The sequence below is a fragment of the Sphaerisporangium sp. NPDC049457 genome, assembly GCF_055586705.1.
On record NZ_JBVJHR010000019.1, the window covers coordinates 81383 to 98431 of the forward strand.

Genomic DNA, 17049 nt, shown 5'->3' on the forward strand with positions numbered 1-17049 from the left:
TTTCTTTATTGGTCGAGCCATCCGCGATGAGTCGAACCCGAGGGACATGGCCGTGAGTGACGAGCAGTACGAACCGCAGGCGCTGCAGACCAAGTGGCAGGCCCGGTGGGAGGAGCTGGACCCCTTCCGCGCGAGCGAGGACCCCGATGACGCGCGTCCCCGCAAGTATCTGCTCGACATGTTCCCCTACCCCTCGGGCGACCTGCACATGGGGCACGGCGAGGTCTTCGCCATCGCCGACGTCCTGGCCCGCTACTGGTTCCAGCGCGGCCACAACGTGCTGCACCCCATCGGCTGGGACTCCTTCGGCCTGCCGGCCGAGAACGCCGCGATCAAGCGCAACGCCCACCCCGCCGAGTGGACCTACGCCAACATCGAGACCCAGGCCACCTCGTTCAAGAGGTACGCCATCTCCTTCGACTGGTCCCGGCGCCTGCACACCAGCGACCCCGAGTACTACCGCTGGAACCAGTGGCTGTTCAACCGGTTCTTCGAGCGCGGCCTGGCCTACCGCAAGGGCGGCCTGGTCAACTGGTGCCCGCAGGACCAGACGGTGCTGGCGAACGAGCAGGTCGTCGCCGGGCGCTGCGAGCGCTGCGGGGCCGAGGTCGTGCGCCGCGAGCTGACCCAGTGGTACTTCAAGATCACCGACTACGCCGACCGGCTGCTGCACGACATGGACCAACTGGGCGGCTGGCCCGAGCGCATCCTCACCATGCAGCGCAACTGGATCGGCCGCTCCGAGGGCGCCGACGTCCGGTTCGAGATCGAGGGCCGCGACGAGCCGGTCACCGTCTACACCACCCGCCCCGACACCCTGTACGGCGCGACGTTCTTCGTGGTCGCCGCCGACGCGCCGCTGGCCGAGGAGCTGTGCGACCCCGAGCGGCTGCCCGAGCTGGAGGCCTACCGCTCCCAGGTCGCCAAGCTGACCGACATCGAGCGGCTGGCCTCCGACAAGGAGAAGACCGGCGTCTTCCTGGGCCGCTACGCCGTCAACCCGGTCAACGGCGAGCGGCTGCCGGTGTGGGCGGCCGACTACGTGCTGTCGGGCTACGGGCACGGCGCGATCATGGCGGTGCCCGCGCACGACCAGCGCGACCTGGACTTCGCGCTGAAGTTCGACCTGCCCGTGCAGGTCGTCGTGCACACCGGCCTGGCCGACCCCGTCGAGACCGGCGTGGCCACCTCCGGCGAGGGCACGCTGGTCAACTCCGGGCCGCTGGACGGCCTGACCAAGACCGAGGCCATCTCGCGCATCATCGAGGTGCTGGAGGAGCGCGGCTCGGGGCGGGCGGCCGTCAACTACCGCCTGCGCGACTGGCTGCTGTCCCGTCAGCGCTTCTGGGGCACGCCCATCCCGATCATCCACTGCCCCGACTGCGGCGAGGTGCCCGTCCCCGACGAGCAGCTGCCGGTCACGCTGCCCGACCTGCGCGGCGAGGCGCTGGCCCCCAAGGGCGTCTCACCCCTGGCGAGCGCGACCGACTGGGTCAACGTCGACTGCCCCAAGTGCGGCGGGCGCGCGCAGCGCGACACCGACACCATGGACACCTTCGTCGACTCCTCCTGGTACTACCTGCGCTACTGCTCGCCGCAGTACGAGGAGGGCCCCTTCGACGTCGAGCAGGTGCGGCGCTGGGGGCCGATCGACCAGTACGTCGGCGGCTCCGAGCACGCCGTCCTGCACCTGCTGTACTCCCGGTTCTTCACCAAGGTCCTGCACGACATGGGCATGGTCGACTTCACCGAGCCGTTCGTCCGCCTGCTGAACCAGGGCGAGGTGATCAACCAGGGCAAGGGCATGTCCAAGTCGCTGGGCAACGGCGTCGACCTCGGCGAGCAGATCGACCACTTCGGCGTCGACGCCGTCCGCCTGACGATGCTGTTCGCCGGGCCGCCCGAGGACGACATCGACTGGGCGAACGTCTCGCCGGCCGCCTCGCAGAAGTTCCTGGCCCGGGCGTTCCGCGTCATGGTGGAGGCCGGCGCCGCCTCCGCGCCCGGCATGGACGCCGCCGCCGGCGACCTGGAGCTGCGCAAGGTCACCCACCGCACCATCGACGAGGTCACCAGGCTGGTCGAGTCCTACCACTTCAACGTGGCCATCGCCCGCCTGATGGAGCTCACCACGGCCGCGCGCAGGGCCATTGACGCAGGCCCCGGCGCCGCCGACCCGGCGGTGCGCGAGGCCGCCGAGGCGCTGGCCGTCATGCTGTCGCTGGTCACGCCGTACGTGGCGGAGGAAGGCTGGGAGCGGCTCGGCCACGGCCCGACGATCGTGCGTGGCGGCTGGCCGGTCGCCGACCCCGCCCTGCTGGTGCAAGAGTCGGTCACCTGCGTCGTACAGGTGGCGGGCAAGGTCAGGGACCGCCTTGAGGTGCCGCCGACGGTCTCCGGCGACGAGCTCGAACGGCTGGCGCTGGCCTCCGAGAAGGTGCGGGCGTACCTGGACGGCGAGCCGCGCAAGGTCATCGTGCGGGCGCCCAAGCTGGTCAACATCGTCCCCTGAGCCACCCCCGGCCCGAGGGGCACCGCGGGGCGCGCGCGTGCGCGCCCCGGCGGGCCCTCGGGAGGCGGCTCTGTGGGCATGAGCACGCCGAAACGCCTGGGCGCTCATCGGTGAGATGGGCGCCCAGGCGTGCGGGCGGCGCGTGGCCGTGGAGCGGCGGGGCGGTCAGAGCTTACGCAGGACCGCGACGACCTTGCCGAGGACGGTCGCCTCGTCACCGGGGATCGGGTCGTAGTTGGCGTTGTGCGGCACCAGCCAGACGTGGCCGTCCTTGCGCTTGAAGGTCTTCACGGTGGCCTCGCCGTCGATCATGGCGGCCACGATGTCGCCGTTGTCGGCCACCGGCTGCTGGCGCACGACCACCCAGTCGCCGTCGGCGATCGCGGCGTCGATCATCGAGTCGCCGGCGACCTGGAGCAGGAACAGCGTGCCCTCGCCCACGAGCTGCTTGGGCAGGGCGAAGACGTCCTCCACGCGCTCTTCGGCGAGGATGGGGCCACCGGCGGCGATGCGGCCGACCAGGGGGACGAACGCGGCCGTCGGACGGCTCAGTGGCTGCTCGTCCTCGCCGGGGGCGACCGGGTCGACCCAGAGCGCCGGCTCGCCGGGCAGGCGGACCTCCAGCGCGCGGGGACGGTGGGGGTCACGGCGGAGATAGCCCTTGCGCTGCAGAGCGGTCAACTGGTGGGAGACACTGGAGGTGCTGGTGAGCTGGACGGCCTCGCCGATCTCGCGCATGGAGGGCGGATAGCCGCGCTGCTGGACCGAATCACGGATCACTTCGAGGATCTTGCGTTGCCGTGGTGTGAGCCCAAGGGAGTCACGCCTGCGCACCGCCAGATCGCTGACGACCGTGCCGATCTCTTGCTGCTCGCTCACAATGCCCTCCTCGCCGGACGCCTCTGGGACGCCCTCTGCCGCCAAACCGCCCGGCCGGCTCCCCATCCGTATTCCCCGTGTCGCACACAGCGACAATAACCCTGTTCAAGATCGTCATCAAACAGTTGTTCGAGAGTCGCCTATTCGGTGGACCGTCCGGTGCACGCCATCGTACGGGAGTTCGATCGATACCGTGTTCGACTTCACGATCTTATGCCGAATCGGAGTGGAAAGTCGATCACGCGATCGGACGGCGCCGCCCGTGACCTGTGGTGCCGCGGTGACGGGGGAGGCGGGCTCGCGGGCGACACGCCGGGCACGGCGCCGTTCGCCCTGATGGGAGGCCGGTTCGCGCCCGGCCGTGGCGCCGACTTGCGTTCATGGTGCGTCACTCCTACGGTTAGACCACAACATCTAGTACTTACACCGATGTGGTTCACCATAGGTTGTGTTTCCGCCAACGCACTGAGGGCAGCCGCAGGGCGTGCGCGAGCCTATTCGCGCAGCGCCGGCCGCGACCGTCAAGCGTCTCGCGAATGCGCAAACTTAGGGCGGTTTTTACCGAGGCGGACGCCTCGGCTCCCGTCATTCCGGGAGTGGTGCCCGCGTGACCCGCGGGAGCCGAGAAAAGGAGGCGACACGTGCATTGTCCATTCTGTCGTCATCCGGACACGAGGGTCATCGACAGCCGTTCCACCGAGGACGGCGCGGCGATCCGCCGGCGGCGCACCTGCCCTGAGTGCGGGCGCCGGTTCACCACACAGGAGACTGTGTTGCTGATGGTGAGCAAGCGCAGCGGCGTGACCGAGCCCTTCTCGCGCGACAAGGTGATCGCCGGAGTGCGCCGCGCGTGCCAGGGGCGCCCGGTCACCGAAGACTCGCTGGCCCAGCTCGGCCAGCGCGTCGAAGAGAGCATCAGGGGCACCGGGTCCGCCGAGATCCCGGCCCACCAGGTGGGCCTGGCCATCCTCGGGCCGCTGCGCGAGCTGGACGAGGTCGCCTACCTGCGCTTCGCCTCCGTCTACCGGGGGTTCGAGACGCTCGCCGACTTCGAAGAGGAGATCCAGCAGCTCAGGTCGGCGCGAGCGGCCAGACAAGACTGAGCGCGCCGCCGGCGCGGGCCGCGGGGCCCGCCAGCGGCGCCGACGGGCCCGTCAGGGCTTGACAACCAGATGTTGCCCCGGCGCCGGGGGATGCCAGCGGCGTGACGATGTGTTTCCGAGACGAGGGCTCCTTGGGGCCCCGGAAGGGGGAGAGCATGACGGAGACGGTGAGCGGCTCAGTGGGGCGCGGGGGCAAGCGGCCGCACAAGGGCCTGAAGATCAAGCGTGTCTACACCACTCCCGGCGTGCATCCGTACGACCAGGTGCGCTGGGAACGCCGTGACGTCGTGATGACGAACTGGCGGGACGGCTCGGTGAACTTCGAGCAGCGTGGCGTCGAGTTCCCCGAGTTCTGGTCGGTCAACGCGGCCAACATCGTCACCACCAAGTACTTCCGCGGCGCCGTCGGCACCCCGCAGCGCGAGGTCAGCCTGAAGCAGCTGGTCGACCGCGTCGTCGGGGTCTACACCCGCACCGGCCGCGAGAACGGCTATTTCGCCTCCGACGAGGACGCCGAGATCTTCGACCACGAGCTGAAGCACGCGCTGATCCACCAGGTGTTCAGCTTCAACTCCCCCGTCTGGTTCAACGTCGGCACGGCCTCCCCGCAGCAGGTCAGCGCCTGCTTCATCCTCGCCGTGGACGACCAGATGGAGTCCATCCTCGACTGGTACAAGGAAGAGGGTGTGATCTTCAAGGGCGGTTCCGGCTCGGGGGTCAACCTCTCCCGCATCCGCTCCAGCAAGGAGCTGCTGTCCAGCGGCGGCACCGCCAGCGGGCCGGTGTCGTTCATGCGCGGCGCCGACGCCTCCGCGGGCACCATCAAGTCGGGCGGCGCGACCCGCCGGGCGGCCAAGATGGTCGTCCTGGACGTCGACCACCCCGACATCGAGGAGTTCATCGAGACCAAGGCGCGCGAGGAGGACAAGGTCCGCGCGCTGCGCGACGCCGGTTTCGACATGGACCTCGGCGGCAAGGACATCGTCTCCGTCCAGTACCAGAACGCCAACAACTCGGTCCGGGTCTCCGACGAGTTCATGCGCTCGGTCGAGGCGGGGGGCCGCTTCGGGCTGCGGGCCAGGCTGAGCGGCGAGGTCATCGAGGAGGTCGACGCCAAGGGGCTGTTCCGCAAGATGGCCCAGGCCGCCTGGGAGTGCGCCGACCCGGGCGTGCAGTACGACGACACCATCAACGACTGGCACACCTGTCCCGAGACGGGCCGCATCACCGCCTCCAACCCCTGCTCGGAGTACGTCCACCTGGACAACTCCTCCTGCAACCTGGCCAGCATCAACCTGCTGAAGTTCCTGCGCGACGACGACACCTTCGACGTCGACCGGTTCGTCAAGCTGACCGAGCTGATCATCACCGCGATGGACATCTCGATCACCTTCGCCGACTTCCCGACCGAGAAGATCGCCGAGACCACGCGCGCGTACCGCCAGCTCGGCATCGGGTACGCCAACCTCGGCGCGCTGCTGATGGCCACCGGGCACGCCTACGACTCCGAGGGCGGCCGCTCGGTCGCCGCGGCCATCACCAGCCTGATGACCGGCGTGTCCTACCGCCGCAGCGCCGAGCTCGCCGCGATCGTCGGGCCCTACGCCGGCTACAAGCGCAACGCCGAGCCGCACAAGAGGGTCATGCGCAAGCACGCCGCCGCCAACGACGGCCTGCGCGCGATGGACGCCCTCGACCGGCCGGTCCTGGCCGAGGCGACCAAGCAGTGGCAGGAGTGCCTGCGCCTGGGCGAGAAGAACGGCTACCGCAACGCGCAGGCGTCGCTGCTCGCGCCGACCGGCACCATCGGCCTGATGATGGACTGCGACACCACCGGCATCGAGCCCGACCTGGCGCTGGTGAAGTTCAAGAAGCTCGTCGGCGGCGGCTCGATGCAGATCGTCAACCAGACCGTCCCGCGCGCGCTCAAGCAGCTCGGCTACCAGCCCGAGCAGGCAGAGGCGATCGTCGAGTACATCGCCGAGCACGGTCACGTCATCGACGCCCCCGGCCTCAAGCCGCAGCACTACGAGGTGTTCGACTGCGCCATGGGCGAGCGGGCCATCGCCCCGATGGGCCACGTCCGCATGATGGCGGCCACCCAGCCGTTCCTGTCCGGCGCCATCTCCAAGACCGTGAACCTGCCCGAGTCGGCGACCGTCGAGGACATCGAGCAGGTCTACCTGGAGGGCTGGAAGCTCGGCCTGAAGGCCCTCGCGGTCTACCGCGACAACTGCAAGGTCGGCCAGCCGCTCTCGATCGCCAAGAAGTCCGACGAGAAGGCCGAGAAGGCCGAGAAGGCCGCTGAGAAGGCCGCCGAGCCGGTCGTGCAGGTCATCGAGGTGCCGCGGCCCAAGCGCCGCCGCCTGCCCAATCAGCGGCCGAGCACCACGACCCGCTTCACGGTCGGGGGCGCCAAGGGCTACATGACGGCCTCGTCCTACCCCGACGACGGCCTCGGCGAGGTCTTCCTGAAGATGTCCAAGCAGGGGTCCACGCTCGCGGGCGTCATGGACGCCTTCTCGGTCGCCATCTCGGTCGGCCTGCAGCACGGCGTGCCGCTGGACACCTTCGTCAGCAAGTTCGTCAACATGCGGTTCGAGCCGTCGGGCATGACCGACGACCCGGACGTGCGCATCGCGGCCTCGGTGGTCGACTACATCTTCCGCCGCCTGGCGCTGGACCACCTGCCCTACGACGAGCGGGCGGCCCTCGGGGTGTTCTCGGCGGCCGAGCGGGCCGCGCAGCAGCGCGGCGAGGACCCGGCCGCGGCCCAGGAGGTCATCATCGACACCGCGGCGCTGGCCCAGTCGGCGCCCATCGAGGAGGTCCCCGAGGACAGGCCCGAGGCGGACACCCGGCCCGCGGGCGGGACGGCCGCGGTGACGCCGGAGGCGCCGGCCGCCCCGGCGCGGGCCAACGGCACGGCGGCGCTGGAGAGCCACCAGGGCCGCACGGCCGACGCGCCGCTGTGCCTCACCTGCGGCACCAACATGCGCCCGGCGGGCAGCTGCTACGTCTGCGAAGGCTGCGGCAGCACCAGCGGCTGCAGCTGACCGGCCGCCCCGATGGTCCGCTTCCGCCGCGCGGGGCGGGCCACGGGCGATCGGCCGCCAACGGGGAGCCGGCAGCCGCCGGCTCCCCGTTCGATCTCCGGCAGGCTTAAGCCGCCGCTGGTGGGTAGTCGAAAGCCATGTCTGCCACGTCTGCCACGGTCGCGGTCATCGCTCATCGCAAGAAGACGCTCGGCGCGGGGCTGGACCGGCTCCGCGTGCTGGTCAGCGAGCAAAATGTCGGGGAGTTGCTCTGGTTCGAGGTCCCCAAGAGCAAGAAGGCGCCCAAGAAGGTCCGCAAGGCGCTCAAGCAGGGCGCCGACCTGGTGTTCGTCTGGGGCGGCGACGGCATGGTGCAGCGCTGCGCCGACGTGCTGGCCGGGTCGGGGGTGCCGATGGCCATCCTGCCGGCCGGGACGGCCAACCTGTTCGCGGCGGACATGGGCGTGCCCGCCGACCTGGAGGAGGCCGTGCGCATCGGCTTCCACGGCGAGCGCAGGAAAGTGGACCTGGGAGTGCTCAACGGGGAGCACTTCGCGGTCATGGCCGGCGCCGGGTTCGAGGCCGAGATGATCGCCGACGCCGACCGGGAGGCCAAGGGGCGGCTCGGCCGGCTGGCGTACATCAGCGCGGCCGTGCGGCACGTCGGCGGGCGGCCGGTGCCGATGACCGTCAAGATCGACGGCACGACGTGGTTCGAGGGCGACGCGAGCTGCCTGCTGCTCGGCAACGTCGGCACGATCACCGGCGGCATCGAGGCGTTCGACGACGCCCGCCCCGACGACGGATGGCTGGAGGTCGGGGTCTCCACCGCCAAGGGGCCGATCCAGTGGGCGCGGGTGCTGAGCCGGATGACCGCCGGCCGCTCCGACGAGTCGCCTTTCGTCCGCGTCACCCGGGCGCGCAAGGTGTCCGCCAAGTTCGGCGCCCCGCTGATGTACGAGCTGGACGGCGGCGACCGCGAGGAGACCACCAAGCTCAAGGCCTCCATAGCGCCCGGCGCCCTCACCGTCCGCGTGCCCCCCGTGCGTGAACCGGTCGGCGCCGGGACGGCCGGCGACGAGGGCGCGGCCCAGAATTGACGGACGGGCCGGCCGAGTGACGGACGGGCCGTTCGGGTGACCGGCGGGCCGGTCCGGACGTACCGGCCCGCCGTCCTTGATCGGCGCCTCACGCGTCCGCGCGGTGGCGTCAGACGCGGGGCAGGTCGCGGCGGCGCAGGGCGGCGAGGCCTGCGACCGTCAGCGCGGCGGCGATGGCCGCGAGCCACAGCAGCGGCGCCGCGCTCATCTGGCCCCCGGGCAGCTTGGGCAGGTGGGTGAAGGGCGAGATGTCCAGCAGCCGCCGGTCCAGCCGCAGCGCCGGGCCGACCAGCCCGAACAGCAGGCACACCACCAGAGCGCCCCAGCTCGCGGCCGCGAAACGGGGCAGCACGCCGAACAGCAGCACCGCGACCGCGCCCAGCACCCACACCGCCGGCAGCTGCACCATCGCCCCCGCCAGCAGGCGGAGCGCCTCGCGGCCGACGTCCCCGGTGTTCAGGCCGTGGGTCACCCCCATGCCCAGTCCGGCGACGGCCAGGACGGCGGCCGGGCCCAGCAGCGAGAACGCCAGATGGCTCGCCGCCCAGCGCGTCCGGCCCACCGCGGTGCCCAGCACCGGCTCGGCGCGTCCGGTGGCCTCCTCGTCGCGCAGCCTGAGGGCGGCCTGGATGGAGTATCCGGCGGCGAGCAGCCCGAACAGGCCGAGCGTCCCGGCGAAGTAGCTGTCGACGAGCCCGTTGACGCCGCCCAGGCGCAGGAAGATGTCGCGCAGCTCGCGGTTGTCGCGCACCATGTCACCGATGCCGGCGCCGAGGTAGCCCATCACCAGGGACAGCGCGAGGATCCCCCCGGCCCAGCCGGCCAGCAGGGCGCGGTGCAGGCGCCAGGCCAGCGCCGCCGGCGAGCGCAGGAAGGACGCCGCCGAGGCCGGGCCCAGGCGGGGCGGCAGCAGGCCGGCGCCGATGTCGCGCCGCGCGGACAGGGCGACGGCCGCCGCGGCGAGCAGCACGGTGACGGCGGCGGCCAGGGCGAGCGGCCACCAGGTCTCGCCGGCGTACGGGCGCGTGCGGTGCGCCCAGCCGATCGGCGACAGCCAGGACGCCCATTCGAGCGTGCGCGCGTCGGACAGGCCGCTGAGGTCGCCGGCGATCCGGAAGACGTAGGTCGCGCCGAGCACGCCGATCGCGATGCCGCGCGCGCCGCCCGCGCCGCTGGTCAGCTGCGCGGCCACGGCGGCGATCGCGGCGTACGCCCACCCGGCGGCGGCGAACCCGAGCCCGAGCGCCCATGACCCGGCGGCGGGCAGGCCCTGGCCGGTCAGACCGGTGGCGAGCACCGCGCCCAGGACAAGATCGGCGGCGGCGACCGTGGCGAGGGCGGCGGCGAGGCCGGCGTGCCGGCCCACCACCGTCGCGCCGAGCAGCTCGCGGCGGCCGGCGTCCTCCTCGGTGCGGGTGTGCCGTATGACGGTCAGCATGGAGAACAGCCCGATCATGACGGGGATGAAGCCCGCCCGCCAGGCGACCAGCTCGCCGAGGCTCGAACCGTACAGCGGGCCGTAGAGCACGACGAAGGCCCCGTTGTGCCCGCTGGCCTGGGCGTACGCCTGCCGTGCCGCCGCCGTGGGGAACAGCTCCTCGAAGGAGGCCACATAGGAGATGGGGACGAGGCCGATCACCAGCACCCATGACGGCAACAGCCATCGGTCGCGCCGCAGGATGAGGCGCACGAGGCCGCCGGCGCCCGTCAGCTCTCTCATCCTCATCGCGACACCTTCGCTTCGCTCGCGGCCGCCGCGCCCGAGCGGTCGTAGTGCCGCAGGAACAGCTCCTCCAGCGTCGGGGGCCGGCTGACGAGGTGGCGGACGCCCGCCGCCGCCAGCTCGCGCAGGACCGGTTCGAGCGCGGGGGCCTCGACGTCGAAGCGCACCCGGCCGTCGTCGGTGCGCAGGTCGTGCACGCCGGGCATCGAGGCCAGCCCGGCGGCCGGCGAGCTCAGTTCGGCGTCGATGGAGGTGCGCGTGAGGTGGCGCAGGTCGTTCAGGGTGCCGGTTTCGACGGCGCGGCCGTCGCGGATGATGGTGAGCCGGTCGCACAGCGCCTCGACCTCGGCGAGGATGTGGCTGGACAGCAGCACGGTGCGGTCGCCGCGGCGCTTCTCCTCGCGGATCGTGTCGCGGAAGACCTCCTCCATCAGCGGGTCGAGCCCGGAGGTCGGCTCGTCGAGCAGCAGCAGCTCGACGTCGGAGGCCAGCGCGGCGACCAGGGCGACCTTCTGCCGGTTGCCCTTGGAGTAGGCGCGGCCCTTCTTGCGGGGGTCGAGGTCGAAGCGCTCCAGCAGCTCGGCGCGGCGCCGTTTGTCCAGCCCGCCGCGCATGCGGCCGAGCAGGTCGATGACCTCGCCGCCGGAGAGCTGGGGCCACAGGGTGACGTCCCCGGGGACGTAGGCCAGCCTGCGGTGCAGCTCGGTCGCGTCGGCCCACGGGTCGCCGCCGAGCAGCCGGGCGGTGCCGGCGTCCGCTCGCATCATGCCGAGCAGGACGCGGATCGTCGTGCTCTTCCCCGCGCCGTTCGGCCCAAGGAAGCCGTGCACCTCTCCGGTCCGGACGACCAGGTCGAGGCCGTCCAGCGCGCGGGTGGGGCCGAACGTCTTGACGAGCCCCGCCGCCGAGATGGCGTCAGTCATCGTGGTGCTCCTCGTGTCGGCCGAGCGTGGCTTCGCGCTCGGCTGGGGTGGCCCGGAGGGGTGTCTTGTCGAGGGCGTCGCTGAGCACGGCGGCCTCCTCCGGGCTGATCAGGGGATGCGAATAGATGTCGAGCATCGCCCGGGAGAGCAGCCGGTCGCCTTCGGGGCTGAAGATGTCGACGCCCATCCCGCGGGACACGTGCTCGTAGAGCACCGGGACGGCCAGGGCCATCGCGGTGCCGAGCGCGGCACGCGTCCGCAGGTCGACGAGCGGGGGAGCGGTGCGTCTGGCGTCGATGGCGGCGAGCCACTCTTCGGTCATCTGGACCATCTCGTCGAACAGAGGGGCGGCGGCTCCCTCGGCCAGCGCGCGGGCCATGTAGCGCTGGTAGGGCTTCAACGCGGCGCGGGAGGCCGGCACGTAGCTCAGGTCGTGGAAGTCGGTGTCCGCTTTGACCTGGTCGTTGAACCGGCGGACCAGTTTGACCAGGTGGTCGTCACAGGCCTCGCGCAGCCCCTGCTTGGAGCCGAAGTGATGGCGGACGAGCCCGGGTGACACGCCGGCGTCGGCGGCGATGCCCCGGATGGTCGCCCGCTCGAACCCGTGCTCGCCGAACTGCCGCAACGCGGCCTCCCGGATTCGGGCTCGCGCGGTCAGGTCCTCGGGGTCCGGCCCGGTCGCCGTCACAGGGTCTCCTATCTCGGGGGGCAACTTCCTATTCGCTCGTATATGAGACTACACACATGTATAGCCGGTCGTCCATAGGGCCCGTTCCTCCGGTCGCGAGGCGATCGCGAGCCCGTCAACGGCGGCGGACCGGCACGCCTGCGGCGGCCAGGACGGCCGGGACGACGAGGTACGGGCCGCAGGACGCCAGCACGACGACGGTGAAGGCCGTGGCGACGGCGGCCGTCCAGCGCGCGCGGCCGGTCAGCAGGCGGGTCGCCGCGGCGCAGCCGGCGAAGGTCACCGCCGCCAGGCAGGCGGAGGTGACGCGCATGAGCGTGTCCAGATCCAGTCCCCAGGCCGTGACCGCCGCCACCGACAGCGCGGTCAGCGCGGCCGGCAGCGCCAGCCCGCGACCGGCCGCCGCGCCCGCCGCCAGAGGCCCCGGCAGCGCGCCCTCGCGGGCGAGCGTCACCCCGAGCCGGGCCGCGCCCGCGATGTAGGTGTTGACGGCGCCGAAGGACAGCAGGACGGCCGCCGCCGCGGCGACCGGGTGGGCGGCGGGCCCGATCCCGCGTTCGAGCAGGGCGGCCAGCGGCACGGGAGTGGAGGCCGCCTCCGCGCCCAGCACGCCGACCGTGGTGGTGGCCAGGGCCAGGTACAGCGCGCCGGCGATGGCGAGCGTCAGCACGGTGGCGCGGGGAAGGTCGCGGCGCGGGTCGGCGAAGTCGCCGGACAGGTGGCTGGCCGCCTCCCAGCCGACGAAGGCGAAGAACAGCACCCCCGCCGCGTGCCCCACCCCGCCCCAGCCGTGCGGGGCGAACGGCACGAAGCCGCCCGTGCGGATGTGCGGGGCCGCGACCAGCACGGTGGCGACCAGCAGCAGCGCCAGCAGGGCGGTGAGCACCAGTTGCAGCCGCCCGGACACCCGCAGCCCCGCGTGGTTGGCGGCGAAGGCGCACGTCAGCAGCATGACCGCGACGCCCAGCGTGCCGCCGGAGCCCAACCCGAGCGCGGTGGCGACGTACTGTGCGCCGATGAGGGCGCCGGCGAGCACGCCGATCGGGATGGAGAAGTAGAACCACCAGCCCACGGCGGTGGAGGCGGCCCGGCCGAAGGCCCGCGCGGCGAACGCGGCCGCGCCCCCGCCGCCGGGGTGGCGGGCGCCGAGCGCGGCGAAGGTGACGGCGACCGGCACGCTGAAGGCCAGCAGGCCGGCCCACGCGACGATCGAGGAGGGGCCGGCCGAGGCGGCCGCGAGGCCGGGCAGCGCCAGGACCCCGGGCCCGAGCACGGCTCCCACCAGCATCGCGGTGCCCTGCCCGATGCCGAGCCTGTGCCCGGAGGTGTGCCCCGACGCGTGCGCCGCGCGCACGGCCCTGGTCGGCGATCGCATGACGGATCCCTTCGAACGGCCGATGAACACCGTCGAAGCTAGTCATGTGTATGTCGGGATGGCGTTCTAGGCGAACGTATGAACGGAACGGAGGAAGAATGCCGTATATGGACGAACTTGATGCGGAGATAATCCGCCTTCTCCAGACAGATGCTCGGCAGTCCAACCGCGAGCTGGCCCGGCGGCTCGGCGTGGCCCCGTCGACCTGTCTCGAGCGGGTGCGCTCGCTCACCCGGCGCGGGGTGATCCGCGGCTACCACGCCGACATCGATTTCGGCGCGCTCAACCGGGGCGTCCAGGCCATGGTGGCCGTGCAGGTGCGCCCGCTGAGCCGCACGGTCATCACCACGTTCAAGGAGTCCGTCGGCCGGCTGCCCGAGGTGCTCAGCGTCTTCGTGCTCTCCGGGGGCGACGACTTCCTGCTCCACGTGACGGCCCAGGATCTTGAGCACCTGCACGCGTTCCTGCTCGACCGCCTGAGCAAACGCAAGGAGATCGTGGGCTTTCGCACCTCGATGATCTTCCAGCGCCTGCACAACACGGTCCTGACCAGGCTGCCCGACCCGCCGCCCGCCGGATGACGCGCGGCCCGCGGGCCGGCCGTGGCACCGTCCGCGCGGCCTCCGGGCAAGCCACGGCGCCCCCTCGCGCGGCCTCGGGGAAGGCCGCGGCGCCCGTCCGCGGCCTCGGGAGAAGGGGGCGCGGGAGCGGGTCAGGCCCGGCGGGCCCGGACGAAGGGGACGGCGAGCGCGGTGATCAGCATCAGGGCGGCGCAGACGACGATGCCGATGTCCATGCCCGTGCCGGGCCCGTAGACGCCGACGACGGAGGCGACCGCCGCGACGCCCAGCGACGACCCGACGTACCGCGCGGTGTTGTTCGCCCCGGACCCCATGCTGACCCGGTGCTGCGGCACGCTCTCGATGGCCAGATGGGTGAGGGAGGCGTTCACCAGCCCGCTGCCGATGCCGGACACGACGAGGGCCGTCACGATCTTCCACCACGACCAGTCGCTGAACAGGCCGAACATCGCCAGGGTGCCCACTCCCGACAGTGCGAGGCCGCCCGCGAGCCGGGCCGTGGCGTGCGGGAGCACCCGGCGGGCGTACAGCGCGGTGACGAACGACAGGCCCGACCAGATGGTGGACAGCGCGGCGGTGCCGAACGGGGTCAGGCCCCGGGTGAGCTGGAGCATGGCGGGCAGGAGGCTCATCAGGCCGAGCAGGGCGAACCCGGTGATGAGCGCGCCGCCGGTCGCCACGAGGAACAGGGGCCGGCCGAACAGTTCCATGTCGAGCAGCGGCTCGCGGCGGCGGATCTCGATGACGGCGAAGGCGGCCAGCAGCACGGCTCCGGCGCCGAGGGCCCAGAGCACGACGGGCCGCTCCCATCCGAGCCGTCCTTCCACGACCCCGGCCACCAGGGCGGCGAGGCCGAGGCTGAGCGTGACCACGCCGGGAACGTCCACCCGCCGCGGCTCGGCCGCGCGCGACTCCTGGAGCGAGCGGTGGGCCACCACCGCCAGGACGGCGGACGCCGCCGCGACCGTCCAGTAGACGCCGCGCCAGCTGGCCGCTGTGGCCAGCGCCCCGGACACCAGCGGGCCGACGGCGATGCCGAGACCGAGCATCGACCCGTACAGGCCGGTGGCCCGGACGCGCTCGTGACCGGCGGGGAAGGCGTGCCCGAGCATGCCGAGGCTCGCGGCGAGCAGCGCGGCGCTCGCCGCGCCCTGGACGATGCGGGCCAGGACGAACACCAGTGTGTTCGGGGCGAGGGCGGCGACGACGGCGGCGGCGCCCAGGGCGGCCGTGCCCACGACGAAGGTACGCCTGCGGCCGTGGTCGTCGGCGATGGCGCCGGCCACCAGCAGCGCGGCGGCCAGCCCGAGGGAGATGCCGTTGATGATCCAGGCCGGACCGGTGGGGCCGGCGCCGAGGGACCGCGCCGTCTCGGGAACGGTGACCACCGGGACCGTGTAGTTCACCAGTGCGAGCAGAGGGGCGGCGCAGGCCACCCCGAGGGTCGTTCGTGTCGTCCCTGATGCCGGCGGGGCGAGGGAAGTGGCGACGGACACGGCGGGGGACCTCCTTGGTTCAATGAGTGAACCGAAGGTAGCACGTCTCGGTTCGTTGAATGAACTATGGTGGAGGCATGGCACTGGGCAAGAACTACGAAGGGCAGCAGTGCGCTCTGGCGAGCGCCCTCGAACTGGTGGGCGAACGCTGGACGTTCCTGGTGATCCGCGACGCCCTCTACGGGGTCCGCCGCTACGGCGACTTCCTCACCCACCTCGGCATCCCCAGGGCCGTGCTGTCGCAGCGGCTGCAAACCCTCGTGGAGGCCGGGCTGCTGGCCAGGCACCGCTACCAGGAGTCGCCCGCGCGCGACGAGTACGTGCTGACCGCCGAGGGCCGCGGACTGTGGACGCCGATCTACACGCTGGCGTGCTGGGGTGAGGAGCGGGTGTCCGAGGGCAAGCCATGGCGCGAGTACTTCCACGTGCCGTGCGACGCCCCGCTCGACCGGTACGCCGCCTGCACCGCGTGCGGCCGGCACACCGAGCCGGAGGAGGTCGAGGTCCGCCCCGGCCCCGGCCTGCCCGGCGGCCGTGAGGACCCGGTCAGCGTCGCCATGCGCGTCCCCCACCGCCTCCTGGAACCCCTGCCCTGACCCCACACCGACTCGGAGGCCGGCGTCGCCTATTCCGCCCCGAACCGGTGCCTGCCGCTGCTTCTCGACCTCCTCGATGACCCTGCTGAGGCGCCCGAACAGCCGGTCCGGGCCGCCCGCCGGCCCGCTGCCCTGACCCCTCCCGTCCAGACGCCGGCGGCTGCCGGGGCGGGGTCTGCCCGCTCGTTAGACTGGGCCGTCGTCGAGGGCGGAGGTGGCCGGTGGGCCGGTGGATCGAGGTCGGTGACCGGGCCTGGGCGCGGCGGCACGCCGAACTCGACCTCACCCTCGGCCTGGTGGCGGGCGACAGCGCCTGCCTGGTGATCGACACCGGCGCCGACGAGGAGCAGGGCGAGGCCTTCGCGGCGGCCGTGCGCGAGCTGACCGACCTGCCGTGGTCGGTGGTCCTCACCCACGCCCACTTCGACCACTGCTTCGGCACGGCGGCGTTCGGTGAGTGCCCGGTCTGGGCACAGGCGGGCTGCCGCGCCGACCTGGTCGCGACCGGCGAGGCGCAACGGTCGGTCTGGGCGGAGCATCACCGCCGGCAGGGCGACGATGAGGCGGCCGGGCGGCTTACCCGGGCGCGCGTCGTGCTCCCCGACCGGCCGGTCGAGACCGCCGCCGAGATCGACCTCGGCGGCCGGCTGGTGCGACTGGCCCACCCCGGTCCCGGGCACACCGGCCACGACCTGGTCGTCCACGTGCCGGACAGCGGCCTGATCTTCGCCGGCGACCTGGTCGAACAGGGCGCGCCCCCGTCGTTCGGCGACGCCTACCCCCAGGCGTGGCCCTCGGCGCTGCATCGGCTGCTGGCACTCGCGGAGGCCGGGCCGCGCACGGTGGTCCCCGGACACGGCGAACCGGTGGACGCGGGCTTCGTCGCCGCGCAGCGCGCCGAGCTGGCCGAGGTCGCCGAGCTGTGCCGGGCGGTCGCCGCCGGAGAGCTGACCCGCGCCGAGGCGCTCGCCCGCTCCCCGTACCCCGAGACCTTCACCTCCGAAGCCCTCGCCCGTCCCGTCTCGTCCTGACCGCTCC

The 17049-nt window shown here is 72.4% G+C and carries 13 protein-coding genes; 7 read left to right on the forward strand and 6 right to left on the reverse strand.

Annotated elements, in window-relative coordinates:
- Positions 1–46 precede the first annotated feature (46 nt).
- Positions 47–2512, forward strand: a complete 2466-nt coding sequence (leuS, locus tag ACZ6QO_RS27755) for a leucine--tRNA ligase (RefSeq protein WP_465854654.1) — start codon at positions 47–49, stop codon at positions 2510–2512.
- 165 nt (positions 2513–2677) lie between these two features.
- Here the strand turns inward: leuS and lexA are convergent, their stop codons facing one another.
- Positions 2678–3457: a transcriptional repressor LexA gene (lexA, locus tag ACZ6QO_RS27760; RefSeq protein WP_465854656.1), complete on the reverse strand. Its 780-nt coding sequence runs from the start codon at positions 3455–3457 to the stop codon at positions 2678–2680.
- A 575-nt stretch (positions 3458–4032) separates the two neighbouring features.
- Between lexA and nrdR the strand changes: the two genes are divergently transcribed.
- The 3 genes from nrdR to ACZ6QO_RS27775 all read left to right on the forward strand — a co-directional run bounded on the left by nrdR (position 4033) and on the right by ACZ6QO_RS27775 (position 8629).
- The gene (gene nrdR, locus ACZ6QO_RS27765) at positions 4033–4494 is read left to right on the forward strand and encodes a transcriptional regulator NrdR (protein WP_465854658.1); all 462 of its coding nucleotides are present in this window, start codon (positions 4033–4035) and stop codon (positions 4492–4494) included.
- 155 nt (positions 4495–4649) lie between these two features.
- Positions 4650–7550: a vitamin B12-dependent ribonucleotide reductase gene (locus ACZ6QO_RS27770; RefSeq protein ID WP_465854660.1), complete on the forward strand. Its 2901-nt coding sequence runs from the start codon at positions 4650–4652 to the stop codon at positions 7548–7550.
- Positions 7551–7687: 137 nt separating this feature from the next.
- Entirely contained in the window at positions 7688–8629 is a 942-nt protein-coding gene (locus ACZ6QO_RS27775; RefSeq protein ID WP_465854662.1) for a diacylglycerol/lipid kinase family protein, read from the forward strand.
- A 109-nt stretch (positions 8630–8738) separates the two neighbouring features.
- Here ACZ6QO_RS27775 and ACZ6QO_RS27780 read toward each other — a convergent pair whose 3' ends face one another.
- The 4 genes from ACZ6QO_RS27780 to ACZ6QO_RS27795 all read right to left on the reverse strand — a co-directional run bounded on the left by ACZ6QO_RS27780 (position 8739) and on the right by ACZ6QO_RS27795 (position 13338).
- A complete protein-coding gene (locus tag ACZ6QO_RS27780; protein WP_465854664.1) occupies positions 8739–10355 on the reverse strand; it encodes an ABC transporter permease in 1617 nt (538 codons plus the stop codon).
- On the reverse strand, positions 10352–11275 hold the full coding sequence (locus tag ACZ6QO_RS27785) for an ABC transporter ATP-binding protein (protein WP_465854666.1): 924 nt from the start codon (positions 11273–11275) through the stop codon (positions 10352–10354). The genes ACZ6QO_RS27780 and ACZ6QO_RS27785 overlap by 4 nt, the downstream gene beginning before the upstream one ends.
- Positions 11268–11963, reverse strand: a complete 696-nt coding sequence (locus ACZ6QO_RS27790) for a TetR/AcrR family transcriptional regulator (RefSeq protein WP_465854668.1) — start codon at positions 11961–11963, stop codon at positions 11268–11270. The genes ACZ6QO_RS27785 and ACZ6QO_RS27790 overlap by 8 nt, the downstream gene beginning before the upstream one ends.
- A gap of 115 nt (positions 11964–12078) precedes the next feature.
- Complete coding sequence (locus tag ACZ6QO_RS27795; RefSeq protein ID WP_465854670.1) at positions 12079–13338, reverse strand: amino acid permease; 1260 nt, start codon at positions 13336–13338, stop codon at positions 12079–12081.
- Positions 13339–13445: 107 nt separating this feature from the next.
- Between ACZ6QO_RS27795 and ACZ6QO_RS27800 the strand changes: the two genes are divergently transcribed.
- On the forward strand, positions 13446–13919 hold the full coding sequence (locus ACZ6QO_RS27800; protein ID WP_465854672.1) for an Lrp/AsnC family transcriptional regulator: 474 nt from the start codon (positions 13446–13448) through the stop codon (positions 13917–13919).
- A gap of 131 nt (positions 13920–14050) precedes the next feature.
- On the opposite strand, the gene ACZ6QO_RS27805 is transcribed toward ACZ6QO_RS27800, so the two are convergent.
- Positions 14051–15415, reverse strand: a complete 1365-nt coding sequence (locus ACZ6QO_RS27805; protein WP_465854674.1) for an MFS transporter — start codon at positions 15413–15415, stop codon at positions 14051–14053.
- A 77-nt stretch (positions 15416–15492) separates the two neighbouring features.
- On the opposite strand from ACZ6QO_RS27805, the gene ACZ6QO_RS27810 reads away from it, so the two are divergent.
- A complete protein-coding gene (locus ACZ6QO_RS27810; protein WP_465854676.1) occupies positions 15493–16011 on the forward strand; it encodes a winged helix-turn-helix transcriptional regulator in 519 nt (172 codons plus the stop codon).
- Positions 16012–16232: 221 nt separating this feature from the next.
- The gene (locus ACZ6QO_RS27815) at positions 16233–17042 is read left to right on the forward strand and encodes an MBL fold metallo-hydrolase (RefSeq protein ID WP_465854678.1); all 810 of its coding nucleotides are present in this window, start codon (positions 16233–16235) and stop codon (positions 17040–17042) included.
- The last annotated feature ends 7 nt before the right edge of the window (positions 17043–17049 follow it).

What these genes read in the sequence shown, in the direction of transcription:
- leuS (WP_465854654.1), top strand. Translation starts at nt 47, where the DNA reads ATGGCCGTGAGTGACGAGCAGTACGAACCGCAGGCGCTGCAGACCAAG.
- lexA (WP_465854656.1), bottom strand. Translation starts at nt 3,457, where the DNA reads ATGGGGAGCCGGCCGGGCGGTTTGGCGGCAGAGGGCGTCCCAGAGGCG.
- ACZ6QO_RS27770 (WP_465854660.1), top strand. Translation starts at nt 4,650, where the DNA reads ATGACGGAGACGGTGAGCGGCTCAGTGGGGCGCGGGGGCAAGCGGCCG.
- ACZ6QO_RS27775 (WP_465854662.1), top strand. Translation starts at nt 7,688, where the DNA reads ATGTCTGCCACGTCTGCCACGGTCGCGGTCATCGCTCATCGCAAGAAG.
- ACZ6QO_RS27780 (WP_465854664.1), bottom strand. Translation starts at nt 10,355, where the DNA reads ATGAGGATGAGAGAGCTGACGGGCGCCGGCGGCCTCGTGCGCCTCATC.
- ACZ6QO_RS27785 (WP_465854666.1), bottom strand. Translation starts at nt 11,275, where the DNA reads ATGACTGACGCCATCTCGGCGGCGGGGCTCGTCAAGACGTTCGGCCCC.
- ACZ6QO_RS27795 (WP_465854670.1), bottom strand. Translation starts at nt 13,338, where the DNA reads ATGCGATCGCCGACCAGGGCCGTGCGCGCGGCGCACGCGTCGGGGCAC.
- ACZ6QO_RS27800 (WP_465854672.1), top strand. Translation starts at nt 13,446, where the DNA reads ATGGACGAACTTGATGCGGAGATAATCCGCCTTCTCCAGACAGATGCT.
- ACZ6QO_RS27810 (WP_465854676.1), top strand. Translation starts at nt 15,493, where the DNA reads ATGGCACTGGGCAAGAACTACGAAGGGCAGCAGTGCGCTCTGGCGAGC.